The sequence below is a fragment of the Paenibacillus turpanensis genome (assembly GCF_011421635.1).
Lineage (GTDB): Bacteria > Bacillota > Bacilli > Paenibacillales > YIM-B00363 > Paenibacillus_AK > Paenibacillus_AK turpanensis.
The window spans coordinates 201,245-217,534 of record NZ_WTLI01000001.1 but is presented as its reverse complement, the minus strand read 5'-3'; the positions used below and the strand labels follow the sequence as shown (position 1 = coordinate 217,534).

Genomic DNA, 16,290 nt, shown 5'->3' with positions numbered 1-16,290 from the left:
TTTGTGTTAAAATAGAGCGGATGGGCTTAAACTAAATCATACATAGGAACATTCGGCTGATCCGGCTGAGGCTTCCAAATTCAAACCGGTAAGGCAGTGATCATGATGAAACCTTTTATTTACGACTACACGCTGGAGCAATTGACCGATTGGGTCAAGGAAAGCGGAGAGCCCGCGTTCCGCGCCGGCCAAATTTACGATTGGCTTTATGTAAAACGGGTGCAGAGCTTTGAGGAAATGACGAACCTGTCCAAGTCGTTGCGCGATAAGCTGATGGAGCATTTTGAATTCGTCACGCTGAAGGAAATTACAAACATGAAATCGCAGGACGGAACGGTTAAATTTTTATTCGGCCTGCACGACAACCATGCGATTGAGACGGTCATTATGCGCCACAACTACGGCAACAGCGTCTGCGTTACGACGCAGGTCGGCTGCCGCATCGGCTGCACGTTCTGCGCATCGACGCTGGGCGGTCTGAAGCGGAACCTGACTGCGGGCGAAATCATCGCCCAAGTGGTCTATGCGCAAAAGCTGCTGGATGCCGAGGACGAGCGGGTCAGCTCGATCGTGATTATGGGCTCGGGCGAGCCATTCGAAAACTACGATGCGACCATGACGTTCCTGCGCACGATGATTCACCCGAAAGGGCTCAACATCGGCCAGCGGCATATTACCGTATCGACGAGCGGTATCGTGCCGAGCATGTATAAGTTTGCCGATGAAGACACGCAAATTAACTTGGCGATTTCGATCCATGCGCCTAACGACGAGCTTCGCTCCAAGCTGATGCCGGTGAACCGCCGCTTCCCATTCAAGGAAGTAATTGATGCGTGTCATTATTACATCGCCAAAACCGGGCGCCGCATTACGTTTGAATATGCTCTAATCGGCAGTGTAAACGACCGTCCCGAGCATGCGGAGGAGCTGGCTGATGTGCTGAAGGACATGCTTTGCCACGTCAACCTGATCCCGGTTAACTATGTTCCGGAACGGAATTACGTTCGTACGCCGCGGGACGATATTTTTGAATTTCAGCGCATTTTAACGAAAAAAGGAATTAATGCGACGATTCGCCGCGAGCAGGGGCATGATATCGCCGCCGCCTGCGGCCAGCTGCGGGCGAAGCATATGGAGTCTACGGGCACGAGGTGATCAAAGGAATGATAACGGCCCTCAGAACAGATATCGGAAAAATACGTCAGGTCAATGAAGACCGCTGCGTATTAATTCCGGGGTTGAACGGATACACCCTTGCCGTCGTGGCGGACGGCATGGGTGGGCATCAAGCGGGGGATACGGCGAGTCAGCTGACGATCGAGACGATTCAGGCCGAGCTGACGGAGACCGTCCATGCGGATATGGACGAAGAAGAACTGAAAGAAGCGATTCGCTCGGCGATTTTACGGGCGAATGACGCTGTGTTCCAAGCGGCCTCCGAGAAGGAGCACTATCACGGGATGGGGACTACGGTGGTCGTCGCGTTGGCGGATGAGCAGCGTATTTTTCTTGGGCATATCGGCGACAGCCGGGCATATTTAATTGGTGACGAAGGGATAAAGCAGCTGACCGAGGACCATACGCTCGTTAACGAGCTGCTAAAGAACGGGCAGATTTCCAAGGAAGAGGCGCATATGCATCCGCGCCGCAACGTCTTAACGCGTGCGCTTGGGACGGAGCAGCATGTCGATGTGGATTCGACAGAGCTGCCATGGAAGCCGCAGGATCAGCTTCTTCTTTGCACAGACGGGTTAACGAACCAGGTTGGCGAGGAGCAAATGCTGGCCATCCTGCAAAGCGGATCTTCTGCGGAAGAGAAAGTGGAGCAGCTGGTGGTCCATGCGCTTGAAGCGGGCGGTGACGATAACATTACCGTCGTGCTGCTGCAGCATAGTCAATCAGAAGAAACAAAATCGATTACGGACGAGGAAGCGAGGTGAATGAATTGATCGGACAAGAGCTTAGCGGCCGTTACGAAATTATGGCGCGCATCGGCGGCGGAGGAATGGCACTCGTATACAAAGGACATGATATTTTACTTCATCGGAAGGTTGCCATTAAAGTGCTTCGCCCCCAATTTGTTCACGACGAGGAATTCATTCGCAGGTTTCGCCGCGAGGCGCAGGCAGCTGCTTCGTTATCCCATCCGAATGTCGTCAGCATTTACGATGTCGGCCAAGAGGGCGACACCCATTACATCGTAATGGAGTATATCGAGGGGCATAACTTGAATGAAATCATTCAAGAACGGGCGCCCTTACAGGTGGAGGAAGCGGTTCATATCGCGGCGCAAATTGCCGATGCGCTTGACCACGCCCATCATAATCAAATCATTCATAGAGATATTAAGCCGCACAACATATTAATCGGGAAAAACGGCCGGGTGAAGGTTACCGACTTCGGCATCGCCCGTGCAGCTACATCTTCAACGATCACGCAGACGGGCTCTGTGGTCGGTTCCGTGCATTATTTTTCGCCGGAGCATGCCAAGGGTGTCAACACCGGGGCGAAATCGGATTTGTATTCGCTTGGCATTGTGCTGTATCAAATGCTGACGGCGAAGCTTCCCTTCTTGGGAGAAAGCCCGATTAGCGTTGCACTTAAGCATTTGCAGGAAAATGTGGAGGAGCCGCGCAAGGTGAACCCGCTTATTCCGCAAAGCGTGGAAAATATTATTTTGAAGGCCATGCGCAAAATGCCGGAGGAGCGTTATCAGTCTGCCAACGAAATGCTGAAGGATTTGGAAAGCTGCCTTTCGCCTGAACGCAGAAACGAGCCGAAAATTCGTTTCGGCGATCATGACGGCGATGACATGGAGGCAACGCTTGTTATGCCGGCCATCCGCACCCAAGACGGCAAATTCGCCGAATGGAAGGGACTGGAGAAGGAGCCGCGCAAGGATCCGCAGTCTAGCGGAACAGCAGCGGTGGCGGAAGAGCCCGTCCGGCGCAGAATGAATCCTTGGGTCAAAACGCTCATATGGTTCGGTGTGATAGCCGCCATTCTCGGCGGAATGTGGATCGGCGTGCAGGCGCTGTTTAAGGAAGTTCCGGATGTGGTCGTTCCAAGCGTGGTGAACATGAGTCTTGACGATGCCCGCAAGAAGCTGGAGGCTGAAGGGCTGGTAGTTGACGAGCCGATTATCGAAATGTACCAGAAAGATGTCCAGAAGGGGATCGTGTACCAGCAGGAAAAGGAAGGCATGACCGTTAAGGTGAATTCGCCGGTGAAGCTTTGGGTCAGCAAAGGCACCATGCTTTCCGTCATGGAAGATTACAAAGGAAGAGTTTATAACGATGTGGTAGCGGAGCTTACCGCAGGCGGCTTGGATAGTGCTCAGCTGGAAAAGGTCGAGGAGCACAGCGACGAGCCGGCCGGCACAGTTATTCAGCAAACTCCGGCAGCGGGGACTGAATTCGATCCGGCCAAGGTATCGATGAAATTTACCGTGAGCAAAGGACGGGAAATGCTGGAGATGCCGAACTTGATCGGCAAGACGGAGAAGGAAGCAATTTCCGAAGCGACCCGCTTAAACCTGAAGCTGCCGGCGGAAAATATTATCCGAGATAAAGCGTATTACCCGAAGGGGCAGGTTTACGAGCAGTGGCCGTATCGGCCGAAGGAGCCGGTTCCGGCTGGGGATACGATTAAGATTTGGGTGAGCGACGGGCTGCCTGACGAAGCGGTTGAATCGAAGGTGGACGTCACGGTTCCGCCGTCGGCGCAGGATAAGGAAACGTCGATTCGCATTGTCGTTACAGATGCGATGGGCGATAAGGTGGAATGGGGAACAAGGAAAATTACGAAGTCGCAGAAGTTCCCGATCGGTGTCGTGACATCCCCGACGAAGGATGCGGTTATTGAAATTTACCGTGATGGGGAAAAATGGAACCAGTATACGTGGACGCACCGCGACGCGCAAAAAGCGACGGCTCAGCCGGTAAACGGCACGCCTAGCGGGGCAAACGGCGGCCAAAGCGGCGGGGGCTCCACCTCGGGAGGCTCCGGCGATAAACCGCCCGCCTCCGGAGGAGCTGCGGGAGCGGGTCAAACGAGCGGTTCAGGAGGGCAAAACTAGTATGCCATCGGGAATCATCATGAAGGCGCTCAGCGGATTTTATTATGTGGCGCCGGAGGACCGTCCGCATCAAACGGTGCAGTGCCGCGCGCGCGGGATTTTCAAAAAAAGAGGCATCAGCCCGTTAGTCGGCGATCGCGTCGAATACAGCGTAGCTGAAACCGGCGAGGGGACCGTGGACGAAATTGAGCCGCGGTCTACCGAGCTGATTCGCCCTCCGATCGCGAATGCGGAGCAGGCGGTGCTCGTGTTTTCCGTTCGCAGGCCGGTCATCAACCTGCAGCTGCTGGACAAGTTTTTGGCGCATGTGGAAAGCGTTGGCTTGGAGCCGCTGCTCTGCTTTTCCAAGCGGGACCTGCTTGACGGGGGTGACGCCGAGGAGGAAGCGGAGTTTTACGAGAATACCTTTCGTCTCTACGAGAACATCGGTTACCGCGTCATCTCCACCAGCGCAAAGCGCGGGGAAGGCGTAGAGGAAGTCCGCGAGGCGCTTCAGGGCAAGCTGAGTGTGTTTGCCGGTCAGTCCGGCGTAGGGAAATCCTCCCTGCTGAATGCGCTGTTTCCAGGCTTACAGCTGGAAACGAATGAAATCAGCGAAAAGCTTGGCAGAGGCAAGCATACGACCCGCCATGTGGAGCTGATTCCGCTGGGCAACGGAGGAGGCTTTGTCGCCGATACACCAGGATTCAGCCAGCTTGATTTTATGGAAATTGAAGCGGGCGAGCTGGGCGCATGCTTCCCTGAATTCGCTGCGCTGGCCGAGGAGTGCCGGTTTCGCGGCTGTCTGCATCTGAAAGAGCCGAGCTGCAAGGTTAGAGAGGCAAGCGAAACGGGTGGAGTGGCGGAAAGCCGCTACCGAAATTACTTAGCTTTTATACAAGAAATTAAAGAGAGAAAGCCGAGGTACTGACGATGATTCATATTGCACCGTCGATCTTGTCGGCGAATTTCGCCAAATTGGGAGAAGAGATTGCAGATGTGGAACGGGGAGGGGCGGATTGGATTCATGTCGATGTGATGGACGGACATTTTGTCCCGAACATTACGATCGGCCCGCTAGTTGTCCAAGCCATCCGGCCGATTACCCGGCTTCCCTTGGACGTTCACCTGATGATTGAAAAGCCGGAGCGTTATATCGAGCACTTCGTGGAAGCTGGAGCCGATATCGTCACCGTGCATCAGGAAGCGAGCGTACATTTGCACCGTACTGTGGAACGCATTAAGGAATTGGGAGCCCGTGCGGGTGTGGCACTTAACCCCGCGACCCCGGTAGAGCTGCTGGAGCCGATTTTAGAGCGGCTGGATCTTGTTTTAATTATGACGGTCAATCCGGGCTTTGGCGGACAAGCCTTTATTCCGGAAACGCTTCGAAAGCTGGAAAAGCTTCGTTCCATGCTGGCCGAAAAAGGCTTAACCGGCAAGGTGGATGTCGAGGTCGACGGCGGGATTAACGCGGAAACCGCTAAGCTGGTTATGGCGGCGGGCGCGAACGTGCTAGTGGCGGGTAACGCCGTATTTGCGCAGCAGGACCGCGGGGCGGCAATTGCCAAGCTTCGCCCATAAGCGGGGATACTTATAAATAGAGAGGGGAACGACGGCATGAGAACATTTTGGGCGGTTGCAGGAAACGCACTTGTGTGCGCGCTCTGCCTTGCCGTGTTTTCGTTGCTGAATGATTTCAGCAAATACATTTTTTCCTTGGGGGCCTTCTTTATGGGGCTCCGTTTTTTTCGGAATTATGATACGTGGGGAGTCCGATGGGCATTCCTTGGCACGACAGTAGCGTTATATTTTTTGCTGAGCATCGTGTATGTAGCCATTGCTTACGTGCAGGGCTGGCCCCTTCCGACAATGTCTTCCTAAAAGTTGGAAGGCGGGATAAAAATTTTAGGCACGTTTTCGTACACCCCTGAATACAATACATCTATAGGGAGGCAGCAAAGGAGGGGTAGAAGTGAAATTTTATACGATTAAACTACCTAAATTTTTGGGCGGTATGGTTAAAGCCATTCTAAATACGTTCAACAAAAACTAGTGCGTTGAACGTTCCCAGGCAGGTAGCATGCACGTATACTTAGAGGACGCGCACACATACGAATTTCAACATGAAAAAAAGCACCGATTCATGGGTGCTTTTTGTCTATTTACTTACCATCTATTAGACACGGGTCACTTTACCGGATTTTAAAGCGCGGGTGCTGACCCAAACGCGTTTCGGCTTACCGTTCACAAGAATGCGAACCTTTTGCACGTTTACTCCCCAAGTACGGCGAGTTTTGTTGTTCGCGTGAGATACGTTGTTGCCAGTTCCGGGACCTTTGCCGGTAATAAAACATCTGCGAGCCATCATAACACCTCCTCAACTCCACTATCATATCATAAGGAAATTTACCAAGTCAATGAATATTCGTAGACCAAGTACAATTTGTACAAGTTTGCATTTATTTCTTGGTTTCATTATAGTACAATGTACTTTAGTCTATAATACTGAAAAAAGGAGTGGTTCCCGTGTCCATAGAGCTCGTTACCGAAAAAGGCAAAGTATACGTCACTGATGAAGTCATCGCGGTTATTTGCGGTTCGGCTGCATTGGAGTGTTACGGACTTGTCGGAATGGCATCAAGGAAACAGGTACGGGACGGCATCGCCGAACTGCTCGGCCGGGAAAACCTCGGACGCGGTGTTGAAGTCCGCAGAGAAGCCGACGGCTTACATATTGATTTGCACATTGTTGTCATGTATGGAACGAAGATTTCGGAAGTGGCGAACAATGTACAGTCCCGAGTAAAATACGTATTAAATGAGATCATAGGACTTCAGGTCGACTTTATCCATATCATTGTTCAAGGCGTCCGCGTGTCTCGTTAGGAAGGAGAAATGAACGTTGAGTAAGCGCTTAATAAACGGTAACGACTTCATGAGCATGGTGTTCTCCGGTGCGGATTTGCTGCATCGGAACGTGGACAACGTGAACGCGCTCAATGTATTTCCCGTTCCGGACGGGGATACCGGCACCAACATGAATTTAACTTTAACTTCCGGGGTCGAGGCTCTTCGCAGTAAGGCAGCCGGAGGGGAGATCGGTAAAGCGACTGAAATTTTAGCCAAAGGCTTGTTGATGGGAGCCCGGGGGAATTCGGGTGTCATTTTGTCCCAGTTGTTCCGGGGCTTTGCCAAAGGCGTAGCCGGCCAGAAGGAAATCGACAGCGTACAATTTGCGGCGGGACTTCAGCAGGGCGTTGAAACGGCTTATGCGGCCGTTGTACGTCCGGTGGAAGGCACGATTTTAACCGTGGCCAAGGAAGCAGCGAAGCACGCGGTTACGGTTGCCCGCCGGATTACGGATCTTCCCGAGCTCATGGACGAGGTGCTGAAGGCGGCGCGTCATGCGCTGGCGCGCACGCCGGAGCAGCTGCCGGTGCTTAAGCAGGTCGGTGTTGTGGACTCCGGCGGACAAGGCCTCGTTTATATTTATGAGGGCTTTGCCGCGGTGCTGCGTGGCGGGGCGGCCCCTGATTTGACGGGTCAGACGGCGCAGCAGCCAAAGGGTGGCTTGATCGATCATACGCCAACTCCGCTTATGAAGGAAGCGTATGACCAGAAGGTGCCGGGCGCTCAGGCGGGGACAGCCCCGCTTGCTGAAGAAGCTCACCGGATGCAGGAGCCGAAGCGCGCGCAGGCGATGCTCGCAACGGAAGATATCGAATTTGGTTACTGTACCGAATTTATGATTAAGCTGAACCCGGACAAAACTCCAGGGCTTACTTTCGATGAGCGCAAGTTCCGCGATACGCTTGAAGAGCACGGGGATTCGCTGCTGGTCGTGTCTGATGATGAGCTGGTCAAAGTACATATTCATGCCGAATATCCTGGACAGGTGATGAACCTTGCCATGCAATTCGGTGATCTAACGAAGATAAAAATTGAAAATATGCGTGAGCAGCATACGCATATTCTTGAAATTGATCATTCCGATGCGGCTTATTCTGGAACAGTTGCAGATGAACCGGAGCAAGAGGAGCCGGCTTATTTGAAGCCTTTCGGTATGGTTGCGGTGGCTCCGGGTGACGGCATTGCCGAAATCTTTACGAGCCTTGGCGTTGACGTAGTTATTTCCGGCGGACAAACGATGAATCCGAGCACGGAAGATATCGTAAAGGCGATCGAGCAGGTGGACGCGGAAACGGTGTTTGTCATGCCGAACAACTCGAACATTGTGCTGGCTGCTCAGCAGGCGAAGGATATCGTGGAAAAGGGCGTTGAGGTCATTCCGACGAAGACCGTTCCTCAGGGTATGGCGGCGATCTTGGCATTCCAAGACTCTGCTCCAGCCGAGCAAAATGCAGAAACGATGAAGGAAGCGGCAGCCGCGATCCGTTCTGGGCAGGTTACACATGCGGTGCGTGATAGCAGCATGGACGGGATGGAGATTAAAGCCGGCGATTTCCTTGGCATCAGCGAAAGCAAAATTGTCTCCTCTGATCCGGATTTATACAGCGTGTGCATTAGCGTTCTCGATTCAATGATCGAGAACGGGGATGAGATCGTTACCGTGCTGACGGGCGAGGATGCTGAACAGGAGATGACCGCGCGGATTGCGGAGCATGTGAGCACAACGTATCCGAATGCGGAAATCGAAATTCATCGCGGCGGACAGCCAATTTATTATTATATTTTTTCCGTGGAGTAAAACCGTTCCCGGAGGTGGGATAGCTAATGACAACTAAAATCCGTATCGTAACGGACAGCACGGCGGACATCCCGGCAGAGATGCGCAGCCGGCTGCAAATCGAAATGGTTCCGTTGAAGGTTCACTTCGGGAAAGATACATTTCTTGACTCGGTAACGATTCAAGCCGAACAGTTTTACGAAAAGCTGGGCCAAAGCCAGCAGCTGCCGACGACCTCGCAGCCATCGCCGGTTGATTTCTTAGAAGTATTCAAGTCGTTGACGGCCGATCCCGAGGTTCATGTCATTTCGATCCATTTGTCCTCGGCGCTCAGCGGAACGTATCAATCTGCGGTATTGGCCAAGTCGCTTCTCGATGACAACGCAAATATTACGATTATCGATTCTCGTTCTGCCTCGTACGGCTGCGGAATGCTCGTTGTAGAAGCGGCCGAATGGGCGGATGCGGGGAAGAGCGTAGACGAAATCGTAAATCGCGTGGAAGAGCTTCGCAATGCGACGGGATTATACTTCCTGGTGGATACGCTGGAATATTTGCAAAAAGGCGGTCGGATCGGTAAAGCGGCGGCGCTGTTCGGTTCTTTGTTGAACATTAAGCCGATTCTCACGGTGGATAACGAAGGGGAAATTTCGGCGGTGGACAAAATTCGCGGCCAAAAGAAAGCGATGGTGCGAATCATCGAGCTTTTGGACCAGCATTTCGCCGGAAAGTCGATCGATATGACGATCGCTCATTCGCAGTCGCAGGGAACGGCTGAGGAGTTTGGCGCAATGATCAGTAATCATTTTGATGTGAAAAAAGTGCAGTACACTTCGCTGGGTCCTGTAATCGGCACCCATGTCGGGCCGGGGACGGTAGCGGTGTTTGCCAAGCAGGCTGATTAATATGCTCGATCTGCATACATTGCCGCTGACCTCGGTGACCGGGGTCGGCCCGCAAAAAGCGAAAGAATTAGCCGCGCTCGGAATTACGAGCGTGGCTGATTTGCTTTTTTATTTCCCTTTTCGATACGAGGATTACCGCATTCGCGATTTGGCCGAGACGGCCGATGGAGAAAAAGTAACACTGCTGGCCAAGGTTGTCGGCATGCCGGTGCTGCAGCATTTTGGCAGGAGGAAGTCTAGAATAACGTGCAAAATGACTGCGGATTCGTTAATGATTACCGCAGCATGGTTTAACCAGCCGTTTCTTCGCGAGCGGCTTGTTCCGGGGCTGGAGCTGACGATTACGGGCAAATGGGACGCGCGAAGAAGGCAAATGACCGTCTCGGAAACTGAATTCCCGGGTTCACGTAAAGCGCAGGGCGGTACGGTGCAGCCGGTGTACTCCGTCGGCGGGCCGATCACGCAGAAATGGATTCGCAAGGTGATCGGACAAGCCTTGACGCAGTATGCTCCGGCCATCCCGGAAATGGTGCCTGCGGAAATTGCCGCGCAGCGCGGGATGATCCCCCGCAGGGAAGCTGTCATTGAAATTCATCAGCCATCGGGGACGAAGCAGGGAGCGCTGGCGAGAGAGTGCCTCGTTTATGAGGAGCTGTTTATGTTCCAGTTGAAGCTGCAGGCGTACCGGGCGGTTTCGCGCAACCGCAAGGACGGAGTGGCGATGAAATTTGACATGGAAGAGGTCAGGCGATTTGTGAGGGAGCTGCCTTTTACGCTGACTGCCTCGCAAAAGCAGGTGATTGCGGAGATTCTCCGTGATCTGCAGGCTCCGTCCAGCATGAACCGGCTGCTGCAGGGCGATGTCGGCTCCGGCAAAACGGTCGTTGCCGCCGTCTCTTTGTATGCGGCGGTCCGTGCCGGCCATCAAGGGGCGCTTATGGTGCCGACGGAGATTTTGGCCGAGCAGCATGCGCGTTCGTTAACGCGGATGTTTGAGCCCTACGGCATCACGGTAGGGCTGCTTACCGGAAGCTTGACGGACAAGCGGCGGAGGGACATGATTGCTTCGATGCGAATGGGCTTGATCGACGTTGTTGTCGGGACACATGCTCTCATTCAAGAGGATGTGGAGTACCGCTCGCTCGGTTTGGTCGTGACGGACGAGCAGCACCGCTTTGGTGTACAGCAGCGCAGTGTGCTGCGGCACAAAGGGTTTAATCCCGATGTGCTGACGATGACGGCGACGCCGATTCCGCGCACCCTCGCTATTACCGCCTTTGGCGATATGGACGTCTCGACGCTGAGGGAGCTGCCCGGCGGCCGTAAGCCGATTGAGACGTATTGGGTCAAGCATGACAAGATGGAGCGTGTGATCGGCTTTATTCAGCGGGAACTCGGCGAAGGCCGTCAAGCTTATGTCATTTGTCCGCTGATCGAGGAATCGGAGAAGCTCGATGTGCAGAACGCAATCGATGTTCATCAGCAGCTGTGCGCGGTGCTGCCGCCGGAGAAGGTGGGCCTGCTGCACGGCAGAATGCCTGCTGCCGAGAAGGATGATGTGATGCGCCGCTACGCGGCGGGAGAGCTTGGCCTGCTCGTATCGACGACCGTTATCGAGGTCGGGGTCGATGTTCCGAATGCTACGCTGATGATTATCTACGACGCCGACCGCTTCGGCTTGTCGCAGCTGCATCAGCTGCGCGGGCGAGTTGGGCGCGGCTCCCATCAATCGTACTGCATTCTGATCGCCGACCCGAAGTCTGAAACGGGGCGCGAGCGGATGAAGGCGATGACGGAGACGAACGACGGCTTTGAAATTTCGCGCCGCGACCTTGAGCTGCGCGGCCCCGGTGATTTTTTCGGGACGAAGCAGAGCGGGCTCCCGGAATTTCGCTTGGCGGATATGGTCGCCGACTTTGAGACGCTGGAGCAGGCGCGCGACGATGCGGCGCAGCTGCTGGCGCAGGACGACTTCTGGGTGCGGCCGGAATATGCCGCCTTGGTGCGGTATTTGAAGCAGGAAGGAATTTTAGGGACAGGTATTTTGGATTAATTTGATTTTTGGATAGGGCTATCGTATTTCTTTTTAGGGGGATGTCGCAGCGTGATGGTCGCAGTTTGGCCGGATCGGAGCGGCATTCCTTTTTTGATGGGCATTGGTACGTTTACGTTTCCGTGGAAGCACTTGTATTCTTCGTCCCTTGGATTCCGTATCGAGATTACTGCGCGGGCTTTCGACGAGGCCAAGCACTTCAGGGCGTGCGCCTGCATACAATGGGGAATGACTTTCTTTTTGCAGGAGGTGCCCCGGTGAAACCTTATGAAAAGTACGGAATCAGCCCGGAATTGGTCGAACGGATTAAGAAAAAAATGAAGGACCCTGCGGCGAGCCAGCAGGTGAAGGACGTACTACTTAACCTTTCGAAATCGGATCTCCAAGACCGGGCAAAGGTAAAAAAGCTGGCCGGTCGGGTTTCGAAAATTTTAGGTGAGAAGCTAGGCGAGTCGCAAATGGAGGCTATTATCCGGTTCGTTGTAGCGCAGAAGATTGATCCGAACAACACGTTTCATCTTATCAAGCTTTGGGGAATGTTTCGCTAGATCTAGCTGGCTGAGGATTGTAGGTATAAACATAAAAATTCCGGATCATGTCGGGCAGAGCGTTCTGCCTTGCACGATCCGGAATTTTTTTGTGGCCAATATGTTATCCACAATGAGTATGGATGGACAAGTAATAAGAGCCGAAAAATTTAGAATTCCTCCTTGGCGGATAAGTTGCAAAAACATTTTTTATGTAACTAAATATTACATTTTTTGAATGATTAAACTGGGTTATACGGATATATTCCTTACATTTCAGGGCTTAACATATATTATAACCTAAATTTATCAAAAAAGTAATTGACTGACTCGTGCTTTGTGTTAATATATCTAACATAAGGTTTGCGGTTTTGGTTTTTATATGTTGATACATAAAGCGAAGGTGATCTTGATGTCCGATGCGGTTTTGGAGGTTAAGGGCTTAAGAACGGTGCTGAAGGACAAGAAACGAGAGTTGGCCGTCGTGGACGGAGTGGATTTTCGTATTGGCAAGAAAGAAATCGTTGCGCTTGTTGGGGAATCAGGATGCGGGAAGAGCATGACGTCTCTCTCGATTATGGGGCTTCTTCCGCGGATCGGCACAGTGGATCATGGGGAGATTCGCTTCCAAGGAGAAAATTTGCTGGAACTGAACCGCAGGGACATGGCAAAGGTTCGAGGAAATCGCTTGTCCATGATTTTTCAAGAGCCGATGACATCTCTGAATCCGGTTCTTACTATCGGTAAACAGCTTACGGAGGGGATTCGAAGACATCTTCGGGCAGGTCAAAAGGAAGCCGATGAAGTGGCGGATCTATGGTTAAAAAAAGTTGGTTTTCCCGAGCCGACACGGATCCGCAAGGAATATGCCCACCGCCTGTCCGGAGGCATGCGGCAAAGGGTGATGCTCGCCATGGCGATGGCGTGCAGACCTGATTTGCTTATTGCGGATGAGCCGACCACCGCTCTTGATGTCACGATTCAAGCGCAGGTGCTTGATCTGATGCGCGGTCTTCAAAGCGATAATGATATGTCGATCTTGTTCATTACGCATGACCTCGGTGTAGTCGCCGAGATGGCCAACCGGGTCATCGTGATGTATGCGGGGCAGATTGTCGAGCAATGTGACGTACGGACGCTTTTTCAAGCTCCGCTTCATCCGTATACGATCGGATTGCTTCACTCCACGCCGAAGCTGAAGGGATCGTCCGGTCCGCTTGTGCCGATCCCCGGTACCGTGCCGCCTGCGGGGCGGTTTGGCAAAGGCTGCCGATTCGCTGACCGATGCCGGCTGGCTTCTCAAGAATGCAGTGCCGCTGTGCCGGAGCTCCGCGAGATAGCCAAAGGGCATCTGGTTCGCTGCTCTAAACTACAGGCGTAGGGGGAATGAAGAATGAGTGCTCCGCTTCTTCAAGTGGAAGGGATCAAGAAGGTTTTTTCTGTTGGGGGCAGTTTACATAAAACGCTCATTCATGCCGTCAACGGAATTAGTTTCACGGTTGCTCCGGGAGAAACCCTGGGCATCGTTGGAGAGTCCGGCTGCGGCAAGTCGACAGTAGGCAGGTTGATTTTACGATTGATGGAATTGACCGAAGGTGAAATATACTTCGACGGCCGTTCCTTAAGCGGCATGAAGTCCCGTGAGCTCAATTCGTTTCGGAGGCATCTCCAATGTGTGTTTCAGGATCCGTATGCCTCACTTAACCCGCGGATGCCGGTAGGCCGGGCGATCGCCGAGCCTATGGTTGTTCACGACAAGATCAGATGGAAAGAAGCGCTGGAACGTGCGGGTGAATTGCTGGTCACCGTCGGGCTGAGCAGGGAGTCGGCAGCCTTATATCCGCACGAATTTTCCGGCGGACAGCGGCAGCGGATTGCTATTGCAAGAGCGTTAGCCCTCAAGCCGAAGCTGATTGTCGCGGATGAGGCCGTTTCCGCTTTGGATGTATCGATTCAGGCCCAGATCGTAAATTTGCTTACCGAGCTTCAAGCCAAGACGAATGTTTCCTATTTGTTCATATCTCATAACCTGAGCATTGTGCGGCATATCTCCGACCGGGTAGCTGTCATGTACTTAGGAAAAATTGTGGAGCTGGCGGACAAGAACCCACTGTATGATTCCCCGCGACATCCTTATACCCAGGCTCTCTTATCCTCTGTTCCCGAGCCGGATGCAGAGCATTCACGGGAACGGATTATTCTGCAGGGTGAAGTGCCTAATGCAGCCCGGCCTCCATCGGGTTGTGCGTTTCACCCGCGTTGTCCCTTTGTTCGGGACAAATGCCGGGCAGAAGAACCAAGGCTGCGTGAAGTCGGCGCGAGACATTATGCCTCCTGCCATTTCATAGAAGAAGCTCAGTACACCAATTGAGAGGGGTAAACACATGTCATCTACACTTCGAAAAAGAAATTCCAAGCTTGTCCTGTCCGCACTGCTGCTGGGAATGACGGTATTATCGGCTTGTTCTTCCGACACGGGGAGCAAGCCCGATGCCGCCGGAGAAACGTCTGGGCCTGCTTCCACGTCCACAACCACGGAAACCGCCAAAACGAAGGTAGACGGAGGAGAGATTATAACGGCGTATTTGTCCGAACCGCAAGGCTTTATTCGGTTATGGGCGACGACAACTACGTCCAGCGAAGTAACGGAACTCGTATTCAGTTACTTATATAAACTCAATGAGAATCAAGAAATCGTGCCGGATTTGGCAACAGGCATGCCTGTCTTTTCGGATGACAAAATGACGATGACGATAAAAATCCGCAAGGACGCCAAATTTACCGACGGAGAGCCTTTGACGGCCGACGATGTGGTGTTTACATACAATGTGGCCCTTAGCCCCGATTATACCGGTCCGCGAAAAGGCACCTTTTCCGAGCTCAGCAAGGTGGAAAAGGTCGACGAGGAAACGATTAAATTCACGTTCAAAACACCTTTTGCCGGATATATCGACTTGTTCCCCTATAACATTTTGCCGGAGCATCTTTTGAAGGATGTGCCGATCAAGGAACTGAATCAATCGGAATTTTACAAAAAGCCTATAGGCTCCGGTCCGTATAAGCTGGTGGAGTGGAAGACGGGTCAGTATTTGGCCTTTACACGCAATGAGGACTATTACAGAGGAAAGCCTGCGATTGAGAAAATTACCGCCAAAATTATACCGGATGCCAATTCAATGATGGCGCAGCTGCAAACCGGCGAAATTAATGTGATCGGCGTACCGGCGGACCAGCTGTCCGTCATCGAGCAAGCGGCCAAAACCAGCGGCAAAATTAAGCTGCAGAAAGGAATTGTTACGACAAGCTATTCCTTTATCGGCTGGAATTTGACGAATCCGTTGTTTGCAGATAAAAAGATCCGTCAGGCCCTGACTATGTCGATCGACAGACAGGGTATTATTGACGGCGTTGCGGAAGGTCAAGGGAAGATTATGCACGGCCAGACTGTCCCGTCTTATTGGACTTACAGCGATAATGTGCCGAAATTCCCGTACGATGTGGAGAAGGCGAAGAAATCGTTTGAAGAGGCCGGGTGGAAGGATACGAATGGCGATGGCCTTCTGGATAAGGACGGCAAAACATTCGAATTCGAGATGCAGGTGAACCAGGGTAACAAAATTCGCGAAAAGGCTGTTACTGTCATTCAGCAGCAGCTGAAGAAGGTTGGCATTAACATAAATATTCGCGTGGTGGAAGGCTCAGCCTTTACGAAAAATTTTCAGGAGAAAAAATTTGAGTCCATTTACTATGCGTGGAACATTACCGGTGATCCGAATCCAAAAGGAATTTGGCATTCCGCGGAAATTGAACATGGCCTCAATACGGTCTCGTACAGCAATCCGCAAGTGGATCAGCTGATTGAAGAAGATTTGCAAAGCTTTGACAAAAGCAAGCGGAAAGAGCTGCTCGCCAAGGTGGACGCACAGATTGCTGAGGACCAGCCGTACACCTTCCTGTACACCCCGACCACTGTGATGGCGTATCCGAGCAATCTGGAAGGCTTCAACCCGCTTCGAGACAGCCTAAAGGAAGTGGAGAAGTGGTACTTTACGAAATAA

The 16,290-nt window shown here is 52.6% G+C and carries 16 protein-coding genes; 15 read left to right on the top strand and 1 reads right to left on the bottom strand.

Annotation, left to right across the window (positions count from 1 at the left end; translation table 11 throughout):
• Nucleotides 1-105 precede the first annotated feature (105 nt).
• From rlmN to spoVM, 7 genes are all read left to right on the top strand, one after another.
• On the top strand, nucleotides 106-1,155 hold the full coding sequence (gene rlmN / locus GQS10_RS01065; protein WP_166238347.1) for a dual-specificity RNA methyltransferase RlmN: 1,050 nt from the start codon (nucleotides 106-108) through the stop codon (nucleotides 1,153-1,155).
• 8 nt (nucleotides 1,156-1,163) lie between these two features.
• Entirely contained in the window at nucleotides 1,164-1,940 is a 777-nt protein-coding gene (locus GQS10_RS01060) for a Stp1/IreP family PP2C-type Ser/Thr phosphatase (RefSeq protein ID WP_166238106.1), read from the top strand.
• A gap of 5 nt (nucleotides 1,941-1,945) precedes the next feature.
• On the top strand, nucleotides 1,946-4,078 hold the full coding sequence (gene pknB, locus GQS10_RS01055) for a Stk1 family PASTA domain-containing Ser/Thr kinase (RefSeq protein WP_243734881.1): 2,133 nt from the start codon (nucleotides 1,946-1,948) through the stop codon (nucleotides 4,076-4,078).
• Nucleotide 4,079: 1 nt separating this feature from the next.
• The gene (gene rsgA / locus GQS10_RS01050) at nucleotides 4,080-4,988 is read left to right on the top strand and encodes a ribosome small subunit-dependent GTPase A (RefSeq protein ID WP_166238102.1); all 909 of its coding nucleotides are present in this window, start codon (nucleotides 4,080-4,082) and stop codon (nucleotides 4,986-4,988) included.
• A gap of 2 nt (nucleotides 4,989-4,990) precedes the next feature.
• Nucleotides 4,991-5,641 carry a ribulose-phosphate 3-epimerase gene (gene rpe, locus GQS10_RS01045; RefSeq protein ID WP_166238101.1) on the top strand — a complete coding sequence of 217 codons (651 nt, stop codon included), beginning with the start codon at nucleotides 4,991-4,993 and terminating at the stop codon, nucleotides 5,639-5,641.
• Nucleotides 5,642-5,677: 36 nt separating this feature from the next.
• A complete protein-coding gene (locus GQS10_RS01040; protein ID WP_166238099.1) occupies nucleotides 5,678-5,941 on the top strand; it encodes a hypothetical protein in 264 nt (87 codons plus the stop codon).
• A gap of 91 nt (nucleotides 5,942-6,032) precedes the next feature.
• The gene (spoVM, locus tag GQS10_RS01035; protein WP_166238345.1) at nucleotides 6,033-6,113 is read left to right on the top strand and encodes a stage V sporulation protein SpoVM; all 81 of its coding nucleotides are present in this window, start codon (nucleotides 6,033-6,035) and stop codon (nucleotides 6,111-6,113) included.
• 123 nt (nucleotides 6,114-6,236) lie between these two features.
• Here spoVM and rpmB read toward each other — a convergent pair whose 3' ends face one another.
• On the bottom strand, nucleotides 6,237-6,425 hold the full coding sequence (rpmB, locus tag GQS10_RS01030) for a 50S ribosomal protein L28 (protein WP_166238097.1): 189 nt from the start codon (nucleotides 6,423-6,425) through the stop codon (nucleotides 6,237-6,239).
• Between the two features lie 161 nt (nucleotides 6,426-6,586).
• Between rpmB and GQS10_RS01025 the strand changes: the two genes are divergently transcribed.
• From GQS10_RS01025 to GQS10_RS00990, 8 genes are all read left to right on the top strand, one after another.
• Nucleotides 6,587-6,946, top strand: a complete 360-nt coding sequence (locus GQS10_RS01025) for an Asp23/Gls24 family envelope stress response protein (protein WP_166238095.1) — start codon at nucleotides 6,587-6,589, stop codon at nucleotides 6,944-6,946.
• 16 nt (nucleotides 6,947-6,962) lie between these two features.
• On the top strand, nucleotides 6,963-8,768 hold the full coding sequence (locus GQS10_RS01020) for a DAK2 domain-containing protein (RefSeq protein WP_166238093.1): 1,806 nt from the start codon (nucleotides 6,963-6,965) through the stop codon (nucleotides 8,766-8,768).
• A gap of 26 nt (nucleotides 8,769-8,794) precedes the next feature.
• Entirely contained in the window at nucleotides 8,795-9,652 is an 858-nt protein-coding gene (locus GQS10_RS01015) for a DegV family protein (protein WP_166238091.1), read from the top strand.
• Between the two features lies 1 nt (nucleotide 9,653).
• The gene (gene recG / locus GQS10_RS01010) at nucleotides 9,654-11,705 is read left to right on the top strand and encodes an ATP-dependent DNA helicase RecG (protein WP_166238089.1); all 2,052 of its coding nucleotides are present in this window, start codon (nucleotides 9,654-9,656) and stop codon (nucleotides 11,703-11,705) included.
• A 41-nt stretch (nucleotides 11,706-11,746) separates the two neighbouring features.
• Nucleotides 11,747-12,253, top strand: a complete 507-nt coding sequence (locus GQS10_RS23595; protein ID WP_341804981.1) for a stage VI sporulation protein F — start codon at nucleotides 11,747-11,749, stop codon at nucleotides 12,251-12,253.
• Nucleotides 12,254-12,614: 361 nt separating this feature from the next.
• Nucleotides 12,615-13,613 carry an ABC transporter ATP-binding protein gene (locus GQS10_RS01000; protein WP_243734861.1) on the top strand — a complete coding sequence of 333 codons (999 nt, stop codon included), beginning with the start codon at nucleotides 12,615-12,617 and terminating at the stop codon, nucleotides 13,611-13,613.
• Nucleotides 13,614-13,625: 12 nt separating this feature from the next.
• Nucleotides 13,626-14,603, top strand: coding sequence for an ABC transporter ATP-binding protein (locus GQS10_RS00995; RefSeq protein WP_166238087.1), 978 nt, complete (start codon nucleotides 13,626-13,628; stop codon nucleotides 14,601-14,603).
• Nucleotides 14,604-14,616: 13 nt separating this feature from the next.
• The gene (locus tag GQS10_RS00990; protein WP_166238085.1) at nucleotides 14,617-16,290 is read left to right on the top strand and encodes a peptide-binding protein; all 1,674 of its coding nucleotides are present in this window, start codon (nucleotides 14,617-14,619) and stop codon (nucleotides 16,288-16,290) included.

Coding starts and splice junctions, on each gene's coding strand:
- rlmN (WP_166238347.1), top strand. CDS start 106: ATGAAACCTTTTATTTACGACTACACGCTGGAGCAATTGACCGATTGG.
- recG (WP_166238089.1), top strand. CDS start 9,654: ATGCTCGATCTGCATACATTGCCGCTGACCTCGGTGACCGGGGTCGGC.
- GQS10_RS01015 (WP_166238091.1), top strand. CDS start 8,795: ATGACAACTAAAATCCGTATCGTAACGGACAGCACGGCGGACATCCCG.
- rpmB (WP_166238097.1), bottom strand. CDS start 6,425: ATGGCTCGCAGATGTTTTATTACCGGCAAAGGTCCCGGAACTGGCAAC.
- rsgA (WP_166238102.1), top strand. CDS start 4,080: ATGCCATCGGGAATCATCATGAAGGCGCTCAGCGGATTTTATTATGTG.
- GQS10_RS00990 (WP_166238085.1), top strand. CDS start 14,617: ATGTCATCTACACTTCGAAAAAGAAATTCCAAGCTTGTCCTGTCCGCA.
- GQS10_RS01000 (WP_243734861.1), top strand. CDS start 12,615: ATGTTGATACATAAAGCGAAGGTGATCTTGATGTCCGATGCGGTTTTG.
- rpe (WP_166238101.1), top strand. CDS start 4,991: ATGATTCATATTGCACCGTCGATCTTGTCGGCGAATTTCGCCAAATTG.
- GQS10_RS01060 (WP_166238106.1), top strand. CDS start 1,164: ATGATAACGGCCCTCAGAACAGATATCGGAAAAATACGTCAGGTCAAT.
- GQS10_RS00995 (WP_166238087.1), top strand. CDS start 13,626: ATGAGTGCTCCGCTTCTTCAAGTGGAAGGGATCAAGAAGGTTTTTTCT.
- GQS10_RS01040 (WP_166238099.1), top strand. CDS start 5,678: ATGAGAACATTTTGGGCGGTTGCAGGAAACGCACTTGTGTGCGCGCTC.
- GQS10_RS23595 (WP_341804981.1), top strand. CDS start 11,747: ATGTCGCAGCGTGATGGTCGCAGTTTGGCCGGATCGGAGCGGCATTCC.